General features: G+C 50.3%; 12 protein-coding genes, 16 tRNA genes and 1 rRNA gene. 23 read left to right on the top strand and 6 right to left on the bottom strand.

Annotated elements, in window-relative coordinates; translation table 11 throughout:
• From M3223_RS20530 to M3223_RS20450, 17 genes are all read left to right on the top strand, one after another.
• A 23S ribosomal RNA gene (locus M3223_RS20530) occupies positions 1-124 on the top strand; the annotation flags it as partial.
• A 90-nt stretch (positions 125-214) separates the two neighbouring features.
• A tRNA-Asn gene (locus tag M3223_RS20525) sits at positions 215-290 on the top strand.
• 3 nt (positions 291-293) lie between these two features.
• Positions 294-384 (top strand) — tRNA-Ser (locus tag M3223_RS20520).
• A gap of 4 nt (positions 385-388) precedes the next feature.
• Positions 389-463, top strand: a tRNA-Glu gene (locus M3223_RS20515).
• 72 nt (positions 464-535) lie between these two features.
• Positions 536-611 (top strand) — tRNA-Val (locus tag M3223_RS20510).
• 8 nt (positions 612-619) lie between these two features.
• A tRNA-Met gene (locus tag M3223_RS20505) sits at positions 620-696 on the top strand.
• A 4-nt stretch (positions 697-700) separates the two neighbouring features.
• Positions 701-777: transfer RNA gene (locus tag M3223_RS20500), tRNA-Asp, on the top strand.
• Between the two features lie 22 nt (positions 778-799).
• Positions 800-875: transfer RNA gene (locus tag M3223_RS20495), tRNA-Phe, on the top strand.
• A gap of 23 nt (positions 876-898) precedes the next feature.
• A tRNA-Thr gene (locus M3223_RS20490) sits at positions 899-974 on the top strand.
• Positions 975-979: 5 nt separating this feature from the next.
• Positions 980-1065: transfer RNA gene (locus M3223_RS20485), tRNA-Tyr, on the top strand.
• Between the two features lie 5 nt (positions 1066-1070).
• A tRNA-Trp gene (locus M3223_RS20480) sits at positions 1071-1144 on the top strand.
• Positions 1145-1152: 8 nt separating this feature from the next.
• Positions 1153-1228: transfer RNA gene (locus tag M3223_RS20475), tRNA-His, on the top strand.
• Between the two features lie 8 nt (positions 1229-1236).
• A tRNA-Gln gene (locus tag M3223_RS20470) sits at positions 1237-1311 on the top strand.
• 3 nt (positions 1312-1314) lie between these two features.
• Positions 1315-1389, top strand: a tRNA-Gly gene (locus M3223_RS20465).
• A 13-nt stretch (positions 1390-1402) separates the two neighbouring features.
• A tRNA-Cys gene (locus tag M3223_RS20460) sits at positions 1403-1476 on the top strand.
• Positions 1477-1491: 15 nt separating this feature from the next.
• Positions 1492-1568: transfer RNA gene (locus M3223_RS20455), tRNA-Arg, on the top strand.
• Between the two features lie 38 nt (positions 1569-1606).
• A tRNA-Leu gene (locus tag M3223_RS20450) sits at positions 1607-1692 on the top strand.
• Positions 1693-1825: 133 nt separating this feature from the next.
• Here the strand turns inward: M3223_RS20450 and M3223_RS20445 are convergent.
• Both M3223_RS20445 and M3223_RS20440 read right to left on the bottom strand, forming a co-directional pair.
• Entirely contained in the window at positions 1826-2086 is a 261-nt protein-coding gene (locus M3223_RS20445; RefSeq protein ID WP_251565092.1) for a 2TM domain-containing protein, read from the bottom strand.
• Positions 2087-2098: 12 nt separating this feature from the next.
• Positions 2099-2869 carry a MerR family transcriptional regulator gene (locus tag M3223_RS20440; RefSeq protein WP_251565090.1) on the bottom strand — a complete coding sequence of 257 codons (771 nt, stop codon included), beginning with the start codon at positions 2867-2869 and terminating at the stop codon, positions 2099-2101.
• A gap of 261 nt (positions 2870-3130) precedes the next feature.
• On the opposite strand from M3223_RS20440, the gene kduI reads away from it, so the two are divergent.
• The 3 genes from kduI to kduD are packed head-to-tail and all read left to right on the top strand — an operon-like array spanning position 3131 to position 5505.
• Positions 3131-3964 (top strand): 5-dehydro-4-deoxy-D-glucuronate isomerase, encoded by an 834-nt coding sequence (gene kduI / locus M3223_RS20435; protein ID WP_251565088.1) that lies wholly within the window; start codon positions 3131-3133, stop codon positions 3962-3964.
• 5 nt (positions 3965-3969) lie between these two features.
• Positions 3970-4725: a DeoR/GlpR family DNA-binding transcription regulator gene (locus M3223_RS20430; RefSeq protein WP_251565086.1), complete on the top strand. Its 756-nt coding sequence runs from the start codon at positions 3970-3972 to the stop codon at positions 4723-4725.
• A gap of 24 nt (positions 4726-4749) precedes the next feature.
• Entirely contained in the window at positions 4750-5505 is a 756-nt protein-coding gene (gene kduD, locus M3223_RS20425; protein ID WP_251565084.1) for a 2-dehydro-3-deoxy-D-gluconate 5-dehydrogenase KduD, read from the top strand.
• A 209-nt stretch (positions 5506-5714) separates the two neighbouring features.
• On the opposite strand, the gene M3223_RS20420 is transcribed toward kduD, so the two are convergent.
• From M3223_RS20420 to M3223_RS20405, 4 genes are all read right to left on the bottom strand, one after another.
• On the bottom strand, positions 5715-7937 hold the full coding sequence (locus tag M3223_RS20420) for a helix-turn-helix domain-containing protein (protein WP_251565082.1): 2223 nt from the start codon (positions 7935-7937) through the stop codon (positions 5715-5717).
• Between the two features lie 218 nt (positions 7938-8155).
• A complete protein-coding gene (locus M3223_RS20415; RefSeq protein WP_251565080.1) occupies positions 8156-9823 on the bottom strand; it encodes an extracellular solute-binding protein in 1668 nt (555 codons plus the stop codon).
• Positions 9824-9887: 64 nt separating this feature from the next.
• On the bottom strand, positions 9888-10760 hold the full coding sequence (locus M3223_RS20410) for a carbohydrate ABC transporter permease (protein WP_251565077.1): 873 nt from the start codon (positions 10758-10760) through the stop codon (positions 9888-9890).
• Between the two features lie 12 nt (positions 10761-10772).
• Complete coding sequence (locus tag M3223_RS20405) at positions 10773-11741, bottom strand: ABC transporter permease (RefSeq protein WP_251565075.1); 969 nt, start codon at positions 11739-11741, stop codon at positions 10773-10775.
• 209 nt (positions 11742-11950) lie between these two features.
• On the opposite strand from M3223_RS20405, the gene M3223_RS20400 reads away from it, so the two are divergent.
• From M3223_RS20400 to M3223_RS20390, 3 genes are all read left to right on the top strand, one after another.
• The gene (locus M3223_RS20400) at positions 11951-13030 is read left to right on the top strand and encodes a glycoside hydrolase family 88/105 protein (RefSeq protein ID WP_251565073.1); all 1080 of its coding nucleotides are present in this window, start codon (positions 11951-11953) and stop codon (positions 13028-13030) included.
• An 18-nt stretch (positions 13031-13048) separates the two neighbouring features.
• A complete protein-coding gene (locus M3223_RS20395; RefSeq protein ID WP_251565071.1) occupies positions 13049-14911 on the top strand; it encodes a hypothetical protein in 1863 nt (620 codons plus the stop codon).
• 90 nt (positions 14912-15001) lie between these two features.
• Positions 15002-18448, top strand: coding sequence for a carbohydrate binding domain-containing protein (locus M3223_RS20390; RefSeq protein ID WP_251565069.1), 3447 nt, complete (start codon positions 15002-15004; stop codon positions 18446-18448).
• Positions 18449-18451: the final 3 nt, after the last annotated feature.

Raw genomic sequence — 18451 nt, 5'->3', positions numbered from 1 at the left:
CCCCCTCAAGATGAGATTTCCCAGTATGTAAGACCCCTAGAAGACGACTAGGTTGATAGGTTCGAGGTGGAAGCGCAGCAATGCGTGCAGCTGACGAATACTAATCGGTCGAGGGCTTATCCTTATCCACGCAAGACAACAGCCGGTCAGCACGGCATACCGTTCGATCCAGTTTTCAGGGCGCAAGTCCTGAAGAAGCAGTACCGAATACTATTCCCTGATAGCTCAGTTGGTAGAGCACTCGACTGTTAATCGAGTTGTCACAGGTTCGAGTCCTGTTCGGGGAGCCATATGGAGAGCTGTCCGAGTGGTCGAAGGAGCACGATTGGAAATCGTGTATACGTTAATCGCGTATCGAGAGTTCGAATCTCTCGCTCTCCGCCAGTATGGCCCGTTGGTCAAGGGGTTAAGACACCTCCCTTTCACGGAGGTAACAGGGGTTCGAATCCCCTACGGGTCACCATTTTCTTTCTTAACAGCTTGATTTTTACCGTTAACATAAGGTATATTAATACAAGCTGTTGCAAATTATTGTGGAAGCTTAGCTCAGCTGGGAGAGCATCTGCCTTACAAGCAGAGGGTCGGGGGTTCGATCCCCTCAGCTTCCACCATATATTATCGTGGGGTGGAGCAGTCCGGTAGCTCGTCGGGCTCATAACCCGAAGGTCACAGGTTCAAATCCTGTCCCCGCAACCAATATGGAGCTGTGGTGTAGAGGCCTAACATGCCTGCCTGTCACGCAGGAGACCGCGGGTTCGAATCCCGTCAGCTCCGCCATTTTTATTAAATAGCAATGCAAGGCTCGGTAGCTCAGTCGGTAGAGCAAAGGACTGAAAATCCTTGTGTCGGCGGTTCGATTCCGTCCCGAGCCACCATTTTGACAATTGCATAGCAACATGCCGCTGTAGCTCAACTGGTAGAGCAACTGACTTGTAATCAGTAGGTTGGGGGTTCAAGTCCTCTCGGCGGCACCATTCATGGAGGATTAGCGAAGTGGCCAAACGCAGCAGACTGTAAATCTGTTCTCTGACGAGTTCGGTGGTTCGAATCCATCATCCTCCACCAGATTTAGGGGCATAGTTTAAAGGTAGAACAGCGGTCTCCAAAACCGTTAGTGTGGGTTCAATTCCTGCTGCCCCTGCCAATCATATGGCGATCGTGGCGAAGTGGTTAACGCACCGGATTGTGGTTCCGGCATTCGGGGGTTCAATTCCCCTCGATCGCCCCATGTGATTTTGGGGATTAGCCAAGCGGTAAGGCAACGGACTTTGACTCCGTCATTCTCAGGTTCGATCCCTGAATCCCCAGCCATTTGCGGAAGTGGCTCAGCGGTAGAGCATCGCCTTGCCAAGGCGAGGGTCGCGGGTTCGATTCCCGTCTTCCGCTCCATTTTTTTTATTGAGGCGCCATAGCCAAGTGGTAAGGCAGAGCTCTGCAAAAGCTTTACCCCCAGTTCGAGTCTGGGTGGCGCCTCCATTCTTTGCTTAATGTGTGCCCTTAGCTCAGCTGGATAGAGCATTTGACTACGAATCAAAAGGTCAGGAGTTCGAATCTCTTAGGGCACGCCACAAGCGGACTTATGGCTTAAATTATGCGATTTTTATATGCTGGTGTGGCGGAATGGCAGACGCGGCGGACTCAAAATCCGCTTCCGGAGACGGAGTGGGGGTTCGAGTCCCTTCACCAGCACCAAACTTATCTATTAAACTTCTGAAGAAAGATTTCAGAAGTTTTTTTTGTATTTACAAACTATAAAACAAGGGGACAACTTAGAACCGTCCCCTGAAGTTGAATAACGCGTGTAGACAGACCAGAACCTCGCCTACTAGTTTGAACTAGACCGTTGTTTGATAAAAAATACATAGGCTCCTTGAATGGTGAGTATGAGCAGCCAAATTGCGGCAATAAAAATACCGCTTTCCTCATGATAAAACCAGATTTTTTCGGCTTTAATGGACTCTTGCATCTTGCTAAGAAAATTCGCTTCCGTACGAAGCAAAATAAACATCAAAATGTGAGCGCCGACAAATATTAGGGCATGCTGCTTAAAATCTTTAGGTGAGCCCATTTCTTTCTCTAAGTCCATATTGCCACTCCTTTATTGGGGATATCGCTCCGTAAGTTGATTGACGTATTGAATGAGTTTATGGTCCAATCCGGATACAATCGGTTCTTCGGGACTTGCGGAATCAATTAAGCTAAAATATTTACGCTGCAGTTCAACATTTCCATTAAACCAGCTGGCAAAACAGAGCTGCCATTTTTTCGCGAGCTCCTGTTCATGGAATGATTGAGGCGCCTCCATAACGACGCGAGTTTCTTCAAGCAGCTGGAGCGCCTCGTGAAGCCTGGTATCATCGCTTCCGATCAAGGGGAGTGACTGCAGCTGAGTGAGCTCAGACTCACTGAACAGATCTGCAGGAAATGTGGCCGGGATTTCTCCGGCTACAAACGCTGGGCTTTCCATTCGTTTCATTACATCCAGAACATGGTGTTCATTAAATGAGCCGGCCATCTTAATCGTCTGCTGCACACCTCTTAATATAAATTGCTTCCGTCTAAGCTCCTCTATCTGCTTATCCGCGTATTCGAGTTGAGCGTCCAGCAAGGAAATCCAGGACATTCCGTTATCTTTTTGCTCTGAATCATTCATTATTTTGTTATCAAGAAACGGTTTTATTTCCTCTAAGCTTAATCCCATGGACTTTAAGGAGAGGATTGTTTGCAGCTTAAGTAAAGCAGTTTCATTGTAATAACGATATCCATTGTGCTTTGAGACCGTGGGCTTCAAAAGACCGATTTCATCGTAATAATGCAACGTTCTACGGCTAATGTTTATTTTCTGAATGAGCTCTCCAATGGAAAACATAGGCGGTTTTCTCCTCCCTCGTCTAACGCCACTGTCTTTATTAAAGCCTTTACGTTAACGTCTAAGTCAACCATTTTTTATGAGTTTTCCTCCAGATTGGGTTAAAAATGGTCGCTGACCAAAGGTGCCTGCACTAAATCAATAAAAGCTGTTCTTTTTGTGTTCGAAAAAGTGTGATATTATAAAAACGAACAATAACAAACCAAGTTGGTTCACATATCCCTCAACCGCACCAGTACGAACCTAAGGAGGCCTATCCCCATGGAAGTCCGTCATGCGACTCATCCTGCAGATGTAAAACATTGCACAACAGAACGTTTACGCCAGGAGTTTCTTGTTGAAGGGCTGTTTGAAGCGAATACCATTCATATGACTTACTCCCACTATGACCGGCTTATCGTTGGCGGAGCCATGCCGATTGACGAAACATTGAAGCTGGAGGATCCGGAAACGTTGAAGACTGATTTTTTTCTGGAGCGCCGTGAAATCGGCTTTTTGCACATTGGCGGCGGGAGTGCGATTATTTCCGTTGACAGCGAAGCATACGAATTATCTAGGCTGGATGTTCTTTATGTAGGCAAAGGCAAACAAAACGTGACCATTAGAAGCAAGGATAAAAATGATCCTGCAAAAATCTACCTCGTCTCCGCAAATGCGCATGCTGAGTATCCTACCCGCAAAATGACGGAGGAAGAGGCCAATCCTACGCATCTAGGCGCGCTGGAAACGTCCAATGAACGTGTGCTGAACAAATATATTCATGCGGAAGGCATTCAAAGCTGCCAGCTCATGCTTGGCGTAACGACATTAAAGCCAGGAAGCGTATGGAATACGATGCCGGCCCACGTGCATGACCGGCGCATGGAGGCGTACCTGTACTTTAATGTGAAGGATGACGCCCGCATCTTTCATATGATGGGCGAACCTGCGGAGACGAGGCATTTGGTTGTTGCCAATGAGCAGGCGGTTATATCCCCTCCCTGGTCGATCCATTCCGGAGTGGGAACGAGTCATTATTCATTTTGCTGGGCGATGGCCGGCGAGAACTATACATTTTCGGATCAAGAGTTTATTCCGATGAAAGGGCTGAGGTAGGAGCAATGCTTGCGGCAGAACGTCATCGGCATATTATCGAGCAGTTGGAGCAGCGGAAAAGCGTCAGAGTATCGGAGCTTAGCGAGCATTTAAAAGTAACGGAAAAGACGGTTCGCGAGGATCTGGAGAAGCTGGAGGCAAAGGGACTGCTGCGCCGCATTCATGGAGGGGCGGTTATGGAATCGGTCGGAGAAGACAGCCTTCTGCCAATTCAAATACCGAATACTAAGCGCCAAAAGGAAAAGGCGGTGATTGCCGAAAAGGCTGTCGCCATGATTGAGCCCGACGACATCATCGCGCTTGATGCGGGGAGCACAACGCTGGAAGTGGCCAAAAGGCTGCCTAATCTGCCAATTACGGTACTGACCAACGATTTGCTTATTATTCGCGAGCTTACGCTGAAGGATCAGATCCGGCTTATCGTGGCCGGTGGCTACCGCCGGAACAATCTGCTAATCGGTACAGAGTCAAGTGAATGGATTCGTAAGCTGAACGTGCACAAGCTGTTTCTTTCAACTACCGGAATTCATTTGGAGTACGGCTTGACGATTTTTACGGAAGAGCTGGCCGCGTTGAAGAGATTATACATGGAGGGCGCAAAAGAGGTATTTTGCCTCGCCGATCATAGCAAGTTCGACCGGGGAGCGCTCATAACGTTTGCGGAATTAATCGATATTGATTGTATCATTACGGATGCATCGATAGATGAATCCGTTGCCACCAAATACGGGGATGCAGGCGTTCGTATAATTAGAGCGTAACGGATGAAAGGAGAGCGGGGATCGATGCGGTATTTTGACCTGACAGGCAAGGCTGCTGTTGTAACGGGCGCAGGCCGCGGACTTGGCGCAGCCATCGCAGTTGGGCTGGCGGAAGCAGGCGCGGATCTCGTGCTTGTCACAAACGCTACGCCTGCCGACCAAACCGCTGACAAAGTGCGGGAGCTTGGCCGCAGGGCGGTTACGCTCCAGGCCGACATATCTAACCGGAGCAAGCTGCCGGGCATTATCGACAAGACGGTTGAGGCATTCGGCCGTATCGATGTGCTCGTTAACAATGCAGGCATTATTCGTCGTACGCCTGCCGCCGAGCATAGCTATAAAGATTGGGAGGATGTGCTGAACGTAAACTTGAATTCCGTGTTTGTTCTTAGCCAGGAAGCGGGCAAACGGATGATAACACAGGGTTCAGGCAAAATCATCAATATGGCGTCAATGCTATCGTTCCAGGGCGGCATTAATGTGCCCGGTTACACGGCAAGCAAACATGCCATTGCCGGTCTGACCAAACAGCTTGGCAATGAATGGGCGTCTAAAGGTGTACAGGTGAATGCTATTGCGCCTGGTTATATGGTTACGGACAATACGGAAGCGCTCCGTGAGGACCCGTTGCGCAGCGCACAAATTTTGGAGCGGATTCCTGCGGGACGCTGGGGAACCGGGCAAGACTTGGCGGGAGCGGCTGTATTCCTCGCCTCCTCTGCATCCGATTATATGAGCGGCCACGTGCTGTGCGTGGACGGCGGCTGGATGAGCCGTTAACGAGGATAGAGATTTAATGTGAAGGTCCGCCTTGCAACTCGTGGAGGCGGAAGCACATCTGGAATTGAGAAAGGCTTATGCGCATGCGGATACCGTACCGCGCGCCGCTCCCAGCGCGCGGTGCTCGCCCCCACGGAGAACCTCAATTTTCGTGGCCTACTCGATTCAGCCGCGGGTTTCCAACAGAATAGAATATGGCGGTTCAGCGTTCATCCCGACTCCTGTGCTTTGCGGTATTCTCCTGGAGTGGTGCCGGTCCATTTTTTGAACACTCGGATGAATGAGAAGGAATGGACGTATCCAACCTGCAGCCCGATGTCCTGAATGGAAGCGTTTGTTGTTGCCAGCAGCTTCGTTGCCGCTTCTATGCGAATCCTTGTTAAATAATCAATGAATTTCTCGTTCATTACCTCCTTGAACAAAGCGCTGAAGTGGGAGGGGCTGAGCTGGAAATATTCGCTGATCTGATTCAGGGAAAGGTTCGAATCGGCCATGTGGGCCGAAATATAAGCTTCAATCGCTCCAATGTTTTGATAATGGGGATTCGACTCGCGGCGGATGTTAATCTCCCCGGAAATGTTGCAGAGGGAAGTGAACATATCGCGCTCCAGCTCGTCGATGGTTGCAAAACGCTGCAGCGTTTCCTTGAGCTGCGGCAGCAAATTATGGTTCCAATGCGCTGATATGTCCTCGGACAGTCCGGAGATTTCCTTGGTTAGATGGTAATGCAAATAGTCGGCCATATTTACAATCGCTTTGCGTGAGGAATGCCTGGCCTTTATCTCGCTAAATATCGACCTGAACTCATTTTTCCATAACTCTTTGCCCGTTTTCAAATAATGGATCATAGAGCGTATAGCGGCAAGCTGTTCATAGATGACCGCAGTAGGCTGTTGCGACAGATTTTGCTGTGAGATAACTTTATTTGAACCAAGCGTAGCTTTGATGTCCAGCATATCCAAAGCGATTTCATACGAGCAGGGCAGTTGCGAAAGGGCCGGCACAGCTTCTCCTACCCCCACTGTAATAGTAAATTTTAAATACTCCTCAACCCAGTTCCGCCACTCCTCGCACATTTGCAAAATGGTGTTCTGCGAGTCGTGCTCTGTTTTATCCAGCGTGATGAGATTGCATAAGCGCGAACCTGACAGCCATTCAATCCAAATTGAGTTGAAATAATGGCCGGACATTTCCGAGACGGCTGATTGCAGCGCAAATTTAAGCAGAAGCTGATCCCGCTCGTTGTATGTCTGCAAGAAGCTGTTGTATGCATCCACCTCGATAAGCAAAACCAGACAAAACCGCGGCGCTTCCGTAAATCGTTCCAGCAGTTGCAGCTCCAACAGCTCCCGCTTCGCCTCGGCCTGGACGGAGTTCATCGTTCCGGTTACAAAGTCGCGGAGCAGTGTGCTTTTTTTCCAGATAAGATCTTTGGCGGCCTGCGCTTCGTGATGCTGGGACTGCAGAATCAGCTTTTCGATGGAAGAGTCGATGAAAGCGAACTGATCGCCTTCATAGCGGAACTTGTCATTGTATACATATTGCTGAATCCGAGTTGTAATCGTATCGATTGGTTTGTAATTGCGGCGAAAAACATAGACCAGCAGGGCTATTCCGAACATGAGGACGATAGCTATGAAAATAATCCAGAAGAAAGAGATGATCGATAGAAATCCGCCAAACTTCGTACTTTTCAAGCCGGAGTGAAGAGTCCAATTTGTTAGCTCCGAATGAATCTCGACGCGGTCATTGTTATAGGAATCCAGCGAACGAATGACCGGGTTGCCGGCCGCATCGGAAAAATAGGCATAATGGAGATCGGATTGGCTGATTTCTGCCAACTCGTTTTGCAAATAGGGCAAAAAGAGGTTGACTACGAGCAGTCCCTGTTGAGCGGTGCCAAACGGAATGCCTTTCACAAGCGAGACAACCAGCCGGCTTTGCCCGCCTGTAACGGAGGAATACGCACGGGGGGAAGACCAGCTGTTCAGGCTGGGCTGCTTCATCCGATCCATCACGAACTCCCTGTCTTCGAAGTTGGCGAGGTCCAGCAGATAGGAGTCCGACATGACCTTTTGATCGGAGGTCCGATAGAGGTAGATCGAATCAATGCCGTTAATGCTGCTCGTCAAATCTCTAAACCGGGAGTACAACAAGTAATTGGAATAGATATCGTTAGTGCCGGTGTGGTCGTAAAAAGATTGCAAATTGCTGTTGGTCAGCGTCTCCTGAATAATGGCCTGCTCAATATTCCGAAGCGTATTATCAAAGGTTTTCACCACAGAGCTGGCATATCGGTTATTGGCATTTCCAGCTTCCTCCTTGGAGGCGTTTCCGAGGATAAACAAAAAAATGACGACCAGCGAAACGGCTGTGAACAAAAAAACAAACAAATAGGACAGGAAAAAACGCAGCAATGGATTTTTTTTCATAGAAAACTTCCACCTCGAATTATATGAAGTAGTCTATCTGCGAATCCCGACCTAATACGTTGTTGCGGACAAGATGAGGAACAGCACGCTCTGCAAACAAGAAGAACAACGGCAACTTCATCTGTATGGCAAAAGCACAGCTCCTTCTGCCGCGATCGACAAAAGGAGTTGTGCCTGTTTAGAAGGTGCATTCTCGATTTTGGATCCTTGTTGCATTATTATTTCTTAATGAAATCGTAATAGTCCTTTGTGAGCAGCGTTTTGTCTTTGTTCTGCGCATACCACTCTTTCATAAAGGCTTCGACTTTAGCTCCGTTTGATGTTTGCCAGGCAGCTTTTGCGTCCTGGATAGCTTGCTGGGCGGTATAGCTGCCGCCGGAAATGATGCTTTTGGCAATAATGTCGTAAACGGTTTTGAAGCCATTGGTTTGATTGATTTGCAGCGTTTGCGGCAATGAGGGCAGGGCGGCGTTTGGAATGACGCTGACCATGGGCCTGGACGGATCAAGGTAGGCATCAAAAGCCGATTGATAGGCTGCTGCGAATTGTTTGGAAATTTCATAGGCGGCTTTGCCTTCGACGGTCTGCTCTTTCGGTTCGATTGGATTCAGCAGCAGGTTGTAGGAGGCGCATTTGCCGGTTATGCCGCCTGTAATCATGGCAAAATCGCCGCTGTAATTTTTCTCGATTTTGTTTTTCTCCGGATCGATAACGGCCGGACAGCCGTTGTCTCCCAGTTTGTAATGCTCGCCTTCGATTCCATTGTTCAGCACCATTGTTGCTTCTTCTGACATCATGAAGTCGATGTATTCCATAATAGCCGCAGGGTTTTTGGCCTGGGCATTAACGACGGCATTCATGGAAATCGGGGTGCCGATAATCGGGCTGAAAGAGCCAAAAGGGCTTTCCGGCAATTGCAGCGCTGCAATTTCGGCATCCGGAACGTTTTGTTTTAAGGCGCTGTAAGCGACGGCATCCGGTCCATTGGAGCCCCAAATGCCAAGCTTGCCGGTCGTAAAATCGAGCTTGGCTTTATCTCCCTTGCCGTCGGTCAGAAAATCTTTATCTACGATTCCCGCGTCATAAAGCCTTTTCTTGAATTGAAGAGCGGCCTCTACCCGATCCCATCCAAGCGTTAAATCGCCGTTGTTGTCCAGAATCCACGGATTTTTGTCATTGGCGTTAAAAATGGTGCCGAACATGGCGTCAACGCCCATCATGCCCACAAAGCTGAGGTTTACGCCATAGGTATCCTTTTTGTTATTGCCGTCGGGATCGCCGTCCGAGAATGCTTTGGCAACATTGAAAAAGTCCTCTGTCGTCTTCGGCATTTCAAGATTCAGCTTTTTGAGCCAATCGGTGCGAATATAGATGATATGCTGAGGAATAACATCGCTGATTCGTCCAATTTCATAAAGCTTGCCGTCATCTTTCGTTCCCAGCTTGCGCAGGGTAGGATATTTTTCGAGCATTCCTTTGTAGACAGTGCTTTTTTCGATATATTCGTCCAAGGGAAGCAGCTGCTTTTGGGTGTAAAGCTGGTTTTTAATCACCGAATCATATTCCAAAATCAAATCGGGAGCCGTTCCGGATGCAAACAGCGTATTCAGCTTTTGGGCGGACTCCCAGCGCGGCACGCTTACAAACGATACATCCACCGGACTGTGTTCATTAATCCATTTGGTCCATCGGTTGGAGATCATGGTGCCTTCTTCCGGTGCGACGCCGCCCCTGTCGTAAATGGTGGACGTGATCTTTCCTCTTGCCCCTTGTCCGTCCGATTTTCCCCCGTTATTGGTTTCATTGGAAGAACAAGCGCCGAGCAGCATCATGCCGGCCAACAGCAGCAATAACATGGCGGAAGATGTTTTTCTGGACACTATCATTGATATGCCGCCCCCTCCAGATATTTTCTTCAGGTTTAACGCCTCCTTTGATGGAATCAGGTTTTCACCCTTTAATAGCGCCTATCATGGCACCTTTAACGAAATATTTTTGAATAAAAGGGTAGACCAGCAGCAAAGGGATAATCATGACCATGACACCCGCCGATTTTACGCCCTCCGGCGTAGACTGGGCGATATCCTCCGGACGCAGCGCAAAATCTTGGGCCAGCGATTGGCTTCTGACCATTTGCTGCACAAGCACGGACAAATTCAGCTTATTCGCATCATTGATATAGATCAGTACGGACATGAAGTTATTCCACATGGCTACTCCATAAAAAAGGGAGAGCGTGGCAAGCATCGGAATAGAGAGCGGAAGCACGATTTTGCCGATAAAACGCAGCTCCGAGGCTCCGTCAATACGGGCGGCTTCCTCAAGCTCAACAGGCAGGTTCTCGAAATGATTTTTCATAATGAGCATGTTGTAGGCACTGATGGCGGCCGGCAGCCAAATCGCCCAATAACTGTTGATCAAACCAAGCGATTTGACCAGCAAATACTGAGGAATGACTCCGCTGCTGAAAATCATTGTAAATACAATAGCCAGCGTAAAAAATCTGCGGTTGTAAAAGTCCGGCCGGGATAGCGGATACGCTGCCAAAAAAGTAAGCAGCATGGATACAGCTGTGCCTACCGCAGTAAGAATCAGGCTGTTTCCAAACGCATTAAGCACGGGTGTGCCTTTAAACAGAATGCTGTAGGCTTGAACATTCAATTCAACGGGCAATAGAAAAACTTTGCCGGACAGAATGGCTTCGTTGCTGCTCAGCGAAACGGCCCCTATGTTGACCAGAGGCAGCAAGCACGTAAGCGAGGCTGCCGAAAGCAGAACATAATTGAGCAGATTAAACCACTTTTCGCCTCGGGTTAAGCGCATTCCTGTTCCTCCTTACCATAATCCTTGACCGAACCGGCGGGCGACCGCATTGGTGGCCAGTATAAGCGCAAGAGCGATGACGGCCTCGAACAGCCCCATGGCAGCAGTGAGCGAGAACTGCCCTCCCTGCAGGCCCATCCGGTAAATATAGGTGGAGATGACCTCGGAGACGTTGGACACAATCGGATTTTGCAGGTTGTACACTTGATCAAAGCCGACATCCATCACTCTGCCCATGCCGAGAATCAGCATGAGGACGACGACGGGGCGAATTCCCGGCAGTGTGACATGCCATATTTTCCGCATTTTGCCCGCTCCGTCCAGAGCGGCTGACTCATACAGGCTTGGATCAATGTTGCCCAGGGCGGCCAAATAAATAATGGCGGCAAAACCGGCTTCTTTCCATACCCCGGATGCGAGAAACAGTGCCAGCCAGGAAGCCGGTTTATAAAGAAACGGAAACGTTTCGCCCGTCCATTGTTGTAACAGATGATTGACGGTGCCGGACTCTTGCGCAAATAAAGTGATGACCAGCCCGCCGACAATGACCCAGGAGAGGAAATGGGGAAGGTAGAGCAAGGTTTGGGCGGTCTTTTTAAACCACTGCTTGCGCACCTCGTTAAACATCAGGGCAAGCAGAACCGGGAACGGGAAGTTGACCACAATGGACAGAAAGGCGATTACGAATGTATTTCGAATCGTTGCAAAAGCGAGCGGATCGGTGAACAACAGCTTAAAATTATCCACTCCCACCCAAGGGCTACCCCATATGCCATCCGTAAAGTTGTAGTTTTTGAAGGCGATGATGTTCCCGCCCATTGGGATGTATTTGAAAATAATGTAGTATGCGACAACAGGGACAAACATGATCAACCACGGGATATTTTTCTTGAATCTCCTTCTTTTTTGAATTTGTTTGGTGCTCAGCCTGCTGCCCTTTAAAGGGAGCGGGCTGTTTTTGTCCAGAGCGGTGTGCTGCATCCTGTCACCTTCTTTGGGGGGATGATGTCATCTTACGGCCACATTAGCAAAGCCCCGTGCAACCGTCCATAAACATGAATTTCCGCGTCTACAATTTCCCGGATCATAACAATTGTGCATGGCTCCACGAGTATTGTTTATTTTGTCCGGGGCCCTTTTCTCATAAGGTAAGGGTACTTCAGAGGGGAAGAAGGTGCGGGCAAATAAATATGCGTGCCGATAATCTGTCTAAGATGGATGGGGAAATCCGGAAGGTCATGGAGCAGATGAAACATTTGCAAAGTCCTGTGGAGGAAGTCTGCCCGATTGGCATCGTGTCGATGGACAACTGGGAATGGCCGCAGGGCGTAGGTTTGTTTGCGATTTATTTATATTACCGGAGAACAAAACGCCCCGAGCTGCTGCAGCAGCTGACAGACTGGTTCGATTCGCAGCTGGAGCGGGGGCTCCCGCCCAAAAACGTCAACACGATGTGTCCTATGCTGGCGCTTGTTTGCCTTTACGAGGAAACGAAGCACGAACCTTATTTGCGGGTATGCCAGGAATGGGCCGAGTATGCCATGTGCGAAATGCCGCGAACGGGAGAGCATGCCATTCAGCATACCGTATCGGGGGAGTTGAATCCGGGAGAAATTTGGGATGACACGTTGTATATGACCGTGCTTTTTATCGCAAAAATGGGCGTGCTGCTTGGCAACGAGTCTTATATCCAGGAAAGTATCCGCCAGTTTCTGGTGCATTTAAAGTATTTGACCGACCGGCGGACAGGGTTGCTGTTCCACGGCTGGACCTTCCTGGAGAAGCATCATTTTGCGGAGGCATTATGGGCAAGGGGGAATTCTTGGTACACAGCAGGGCTGGTGGATTATCTTGACATGATCGAGCTTCCTGAAGGCGTGAAGGGGGTGCTTCTTTCGGCGCTGGAAAAACAGGCCGAAGCGTTGTCGCTGCTGCAAAATTCGGATGGCATGTGGCATACGCTGCTTGACGATCCGTCGTCCTATGCGGAAACATCGGCCACGGCCGCATTTGCATACGGCCTGCTCAAAGCGGTTAGGAAAGGATATTTGCCTAACGCGTACAAGGAGACCGGAATTAGAGCATGGCGGGCAGTCAGTGAGCAAATTGACGAATATGGAATCGTTCGGGGCGTATCGTATGGCACGAGCATGGGCCGAACGCTTCAGGAATATAAAGATATTCCGGTCTGCCCGATGCCTTATGGCCAATCGATGGTTTTGCTGATGCTGATTGAAGGGCTGGAGCATGACCTGGGAATGGAGTCTTGACGGGAGAGGGGGTTCGGCATGGAAGAAGCGCTTTATTACGATTTGCGAGGGCAGCGCGAGCGGAGGGCCGTTATATGCGCAAGAGTGGCAGCCGACACGCTGCATATGGCCCATGACGGCACGCTTTGGAAGCAGCTGTCTATGGTCGATGATTTGCGCGAGCGATTATGGACGGCCTTGATCTACCTGGAGCATGGCGGAAGCGAGGCGTCTGCAACAGCAAACCGCATCATTATGGAGTCCCGCTATAAGTTCTGCCATTTTGCTCCGATGATCGCTCTGCAGATTTTAGTTCGAGACATGAGTTTGCTTGCTCCTGATGCCAAGGAACGGCTTGGCGAGTATGTAACAAACGAGCTTCCTCATTTCTTGGGCAACGACATGGATTACGTTGGAGTAAACGATAATTTTCCTTCGATGGCATCCTTTATCTGCCTGATTGCCGGTCAAATGTTTCATGATGAAGCGGCATTTCGGGTGGGGGCTGAACGTCTGCTGCAGTTTAAGGAGCTGCTTCGGCGGCGGGGTGTATCCACGGAATTCAACAGTCCTACCTATACGCCCATTCACGCTTATGCGCTTGCAGAAATTGCCTCGTGGGTGCGGAATGAAGCGGTCGTCGCCCTTGCGCTTGAATTGGAGGAGAGAACCTGGCTTGATCTGCTCGGCCATTATCATCCCCAAACTCTTCAGCATGCAGGGCCGTACTCGCGCGCTTATATGAGGGATTCGGCGGGAAGAATCCATTCCAACCGGTATATGCTGCTGTCGCTGCTCGGGGAGCGTTTGCCGGAATACGGGACAGATACCGAGTGGAACTACGAGTCGTTGACAACGGGGCAGCGCATTTCTGCCGCTATGCGGATGATAGCCGACTTTCATTGTCCAACCCGCTTGGTCGATATGCTGCTGCATAAAACGTATCCGTTTACATTTAAAGCCGCCTTCGATTGCAGCCCTTCAAGCGATTACGGCGCGGATGCAGAGCCCGGTCTTTGCGTCAAAGGTGTCTATGAATATCCTGCTGCGGAAGGGCTGATCCACACTTATATGACCGACAATTATGCGTTAGGAACCTCTACCCGCGAATTCCATAACGGCATGCAGACGGATGCCTTTCATTTATTGTACAGACGCTCCGCTCCTGTCCGAAAGCTTAATGATGTCGGCACCGTTTTTGCGAGATATGTGAGCGATGACAAGGAAGCAGGCCTGTCCATGAACATCCTGAACGACGAAGGCCGGAAATTAGCGCTTCAGCATGAAAATACGGCTGTTGTTGTGTATAAGCCGAAAACATTTCTGCAATCAGGCATACGCCGGCTGGCGCTGCAGCTTTATTTGACGCTTGGCGACGATGGCGCTGTGCCGGATGAGATTTATTTGGGCGAACAGCCCGTTGCGGGGGAAAAGGGGGAGAGTGCGAGTTTATGCTCCATCTATGTCAAGGATGGGCCTGTCTATATCGCTGTCCATCCTTTGCAGATTTCAAATTTGGGAAGGAACATGGGCATATCCATCACAAGGCAAGGAGGTTTTTTGGCGGTAGCTCTGATTAACTATGAGGGACCTGCCCGAAATTTTAGCGCAGAGGAGCTTCTTGGCGTATGCAACGGTTTTGCCGTGGAGGTAGGGAGCGGGGAGAAGGACGGAGATTTTGCGTCATTTCGGGAGCGGTGCGCACTTTCATCCGTATGCGATTCACTTTCGTCAAGCGTCCATACGAGATACCGCATTACCCGGACGGTGAAGTTCAGTCGGGAAGGCTTGGAGCTGGCGCTGGAATACAGCCCGTTCAGTGAAGGAGTGCGCTACATGTCTGTTAATGGAAAAGCGATGGACTTCCCTGCGCTAGAGCTTTCAGGAATTATGCTGCAATGACGCTGTAAGGGTCCGCGTATGCATAAGCGGATGCCGCATGCGCGGTTCATGGTTTATCGCCGTTATAAAGCATTATAGAGGAGGAGTACGATGAAACGCGGCGAATGGATAAAAATTGCAGTTGTTGTCAGTATGATGCTGGGGTTGATGCCGGTTTGGCAGGCAGATCAAGCCGAGGCTTTGTCTGAAGGTGCTTGGTATGTGGACGCCGTTCAAGGTAACGACGATAATCCGGGAACGGTTGAGCTTCCATTTCGGACATTGAAGAAAGCGCGTGATGCAGTTCGCGGAATGACTGCCGGCATGGGGGCGGATCTTCACGTTTACTTGCGCGGCGGTGCGTTTCGCTTGACTGAAACGGTTGATTTTACGGCGCAGGATTCCGGGCAAAACGGTTATAACGTCATTTATGAAGCCTATCCGGGCGAATCGCCCGTGTTGAGCGGAGATCAAACGATAAGCGGCTGGGAGCTGCATGATGCAGCAAAAAATATTTACCGCGCGGCGGCAGGCGCCGATGCGGAAACAAGACAATTATACGTGGATGGGATACGCGCGATTAGAGCCAGAAGCGAAGGCGGCCTGCCGGACGCCGCGCATGACGATAACGGATTGAGCACTTCGGCAGCAGAGCTTGCGGGTTGGGGCAATCAAAGCGACATGGAAATGGTATTCAAGCAAATGTGGACGAATCCGCGTGGCACTGTAGAGAGCATTACTTTGTCGGAAGGGAAAGCTTTGATCAAAATGAAACAGCCGGGCTGGTATGCTTTGCGCAGCAAAGGCTCCACCTCGGCTACTGTTCCCTGGTATTATGAAAACGCTTACGAATTGCTGGATCAACCGGGCGAGTGGTACTTGGACCGTACCAGCGATACGTTCTACTATATCCCCAGTCCGGGCGAAGATCCCGGCACCGCGCAGATAACTATTCCTAAGCTGGAGCAGCTTGTAACGATTACGGGAACGGAAGCCGAGCCGGTTCATAACATCCAGTTCAGGGGGATAGGGTTTCAATATTCCACCTGGCTTGAACCAAGCAGCGCGCAAGGGCTTCCCGATGTCCAGTCCAATGTGCTGCGCCGGAAAGATCCCGGCACAGGCATCACGACGGAAAGCTTAACGCCTGCCGCCGTGGAGATTATAGCGGGCCGCAGCATTGTGTTTGAGCGCAACCGTTTCTCGCAGCTTGGCAGTGCGGCTATTAATATGTCGGGCGGAAGCCAGAGCAACCGCATCGTCGGCAATGTGTTCATGGATTTATCCGGGAGCGGAATTCAGATTGGGGAAGTGGATATGCGCAATCCCGATCATTATAATCCGCTGGATATAGGCAAGCTGGAGAAAGGCCATATCATTTCCAATAACTTTTTTTATCGGATAGGCGTTGAATATCGCTCAAGCGTTGCCATCTTTGCAGACTATCCGCAAAATATCGAAATCGCCAATAATGAAATATCGAATGTGCCCTATTCCGGCATTACGCTTGGCTGGGGGTGGGGGGATGTTGATACGAGCAACCGAAACAATGTCATTCGCAATAACTACATTCATCATACGATGCAGGAGCTGGTGGACGGAGGCTCTATTTATATGCTTGGCACTTCCTACGATATAACGATAACAGGCAATTACATTAAAGGTCAGAAAAATAATTTTGGCGCTATTTATTTGGATCAGGGAAGCAGCAACATCACGGCGGAGAACAATGTCATCGAGTACGCTGCTATTCCAATCTTCATTAATCCATCCACCAATAATAAAGTGCGGTCCACGTATACGGATAGCCGCAAGCAGGTGAATATGGGAACCAATAGTGAAATTTCCGGTACGGTATATGTTCCGGACGGCAGCTGGCCTGCCGGAGGGCAGGCGATTATTGCGGCGGCGGGAATTGAGAGCGCTTACCGCGATATTATTCCCGCAGTGCCGGATTCCGGGGAGCTAGTGCGGCCGCAGCCGCCCGAACCGTCCCCGTCGCTGCCGGTTGATTTTGCCGGAAAAAGCAGCTTTATAACATCCATCGATAAAACGGGCAAGCTTCGCAACGAATGGGGCGGCTGGGTAGGCATGAAGCTGGAGACGGCCGGCAACCCCATTGTTGTGACAGCGCTTGGACGCGTCAACCTGCCCGGCAGTTACGGCCTGCACCGGATGAAAATCGTGGATGCGGCCACGGGCGCCGATCTTCCGGGCAGCCTCGTTCAGCTTAATCTGTCCGACGCGTCGGCAAACGGAGATTTCAGCTACGTCCAGCTTCCCGCAGCCATTACACTGGAGGCTAATAAAGTTTATTATCTGATGAGCGAGGAAAAGGTTGGAGAGGATGTGTGGTATGACAGCGATATGATAGTTTCGACCGCTTCGGTAGCGACTGCCCGCATCGGGGTTTGGGGCTCGGCCTACAAAGAAAGCCCCCCCGGAGGAAACAGCTTTGTCGGACTCGATTTCCTATACGAAAACGGCGGTTCCGACACTCCTGCGCCTATCCTGCTTCCCGAGCCTGTAACGACGCAGCCTCAACCGGAGCCCGACCCTCTTCCGGTCGATTTGGAGAATACGTCGGGGTTCGTGCAGTCGCTATCAGGCGGTGAGCCGCGCGGCGGCTGGAGCGGTTATGCAGGCATGAAATTTACTGTTGGCAGTACGCCCATTGTATTAACTGCGCTTGGGCGAAAGTTCGAGGCGGGAAATTCTGAAATCCATCTGCTCCGGCTGCTGGATGCCAACACAAAAGCTTTGGTCACGGAGGCCAAAGTAAGGCCGGACGGGGCGCAGGCGGGGGACTTCCGCTATGCGCAGCTTTATGAGCCGGTGCGTTTATTTCCCGGAAGATCGTATTATCTTGTCAGCAAAGAAAATTACGGCGGGGACAGCTGGATAAGCGGCGGAATTTCCGTTTCGCAGCCGGAAATAGGCTCAATAGACGGTCCAATCTATGCTTCCGACGATAAAAAGCCGCGTGTAAACCATTATTTGGGAGAGCCGATTGCCGGAGGCGGATACGCCGGACTGGATTTCCGGTATACGACGGATCAGTCGGCAGAGACCAATCTGCTCAATAACGGAGCTTTTGAGTACAACACTTTAGGCTGGACATCAATGAACGCCACCCTTTCCAGACTGACGGTGACGGCGGACACTTACCATAACAGCGCCGGCTCCGCCAAAGTGACGGTGACAGGCAACTACGGGACAGCGCTGCAGAAGGTGGCGCTCGAAAAAAATAAAACCTATGAATTATCCGTTTGGGTTAAACTGGCGGCAGGCGCCGATGTAGCCCAAATCATTCTTGATCACGGAGCGGGAACGCCGAGATACGGGTATGTCGCTAAAAATACGCCGGTGGATACGACATGGCGGCAGCTGAAAATGAATTACACCTATACCGGCTCCAACGACACGGCGGATGCATCTATTCAGCTGCGGATTGGCAACGGGACGACCAGGCTGACCTATTATTTTGATGATTTTGAAATCAAGGAAGCCGGCAGCGGTAGCCTTATTGGAGAAGTCGAGCCTGGCTCTGGGGAATGAATG

This window comes from Paenibacillus pasadenensis (genome assembly GCF_023715725.1).
Taxonomy (GTDB): Bacteria; Bacillota; Bacilli; order Paenibacillales; family Paenibacillaceae; genus Paenibacillus_O; species Paenibacillus_O pasadenensis_A.
The sequence above is the reverse complement of the archived record's forward strand: the minus strand, read 5'-3'. Positions and strand labels throughout refer to the sequence as shown.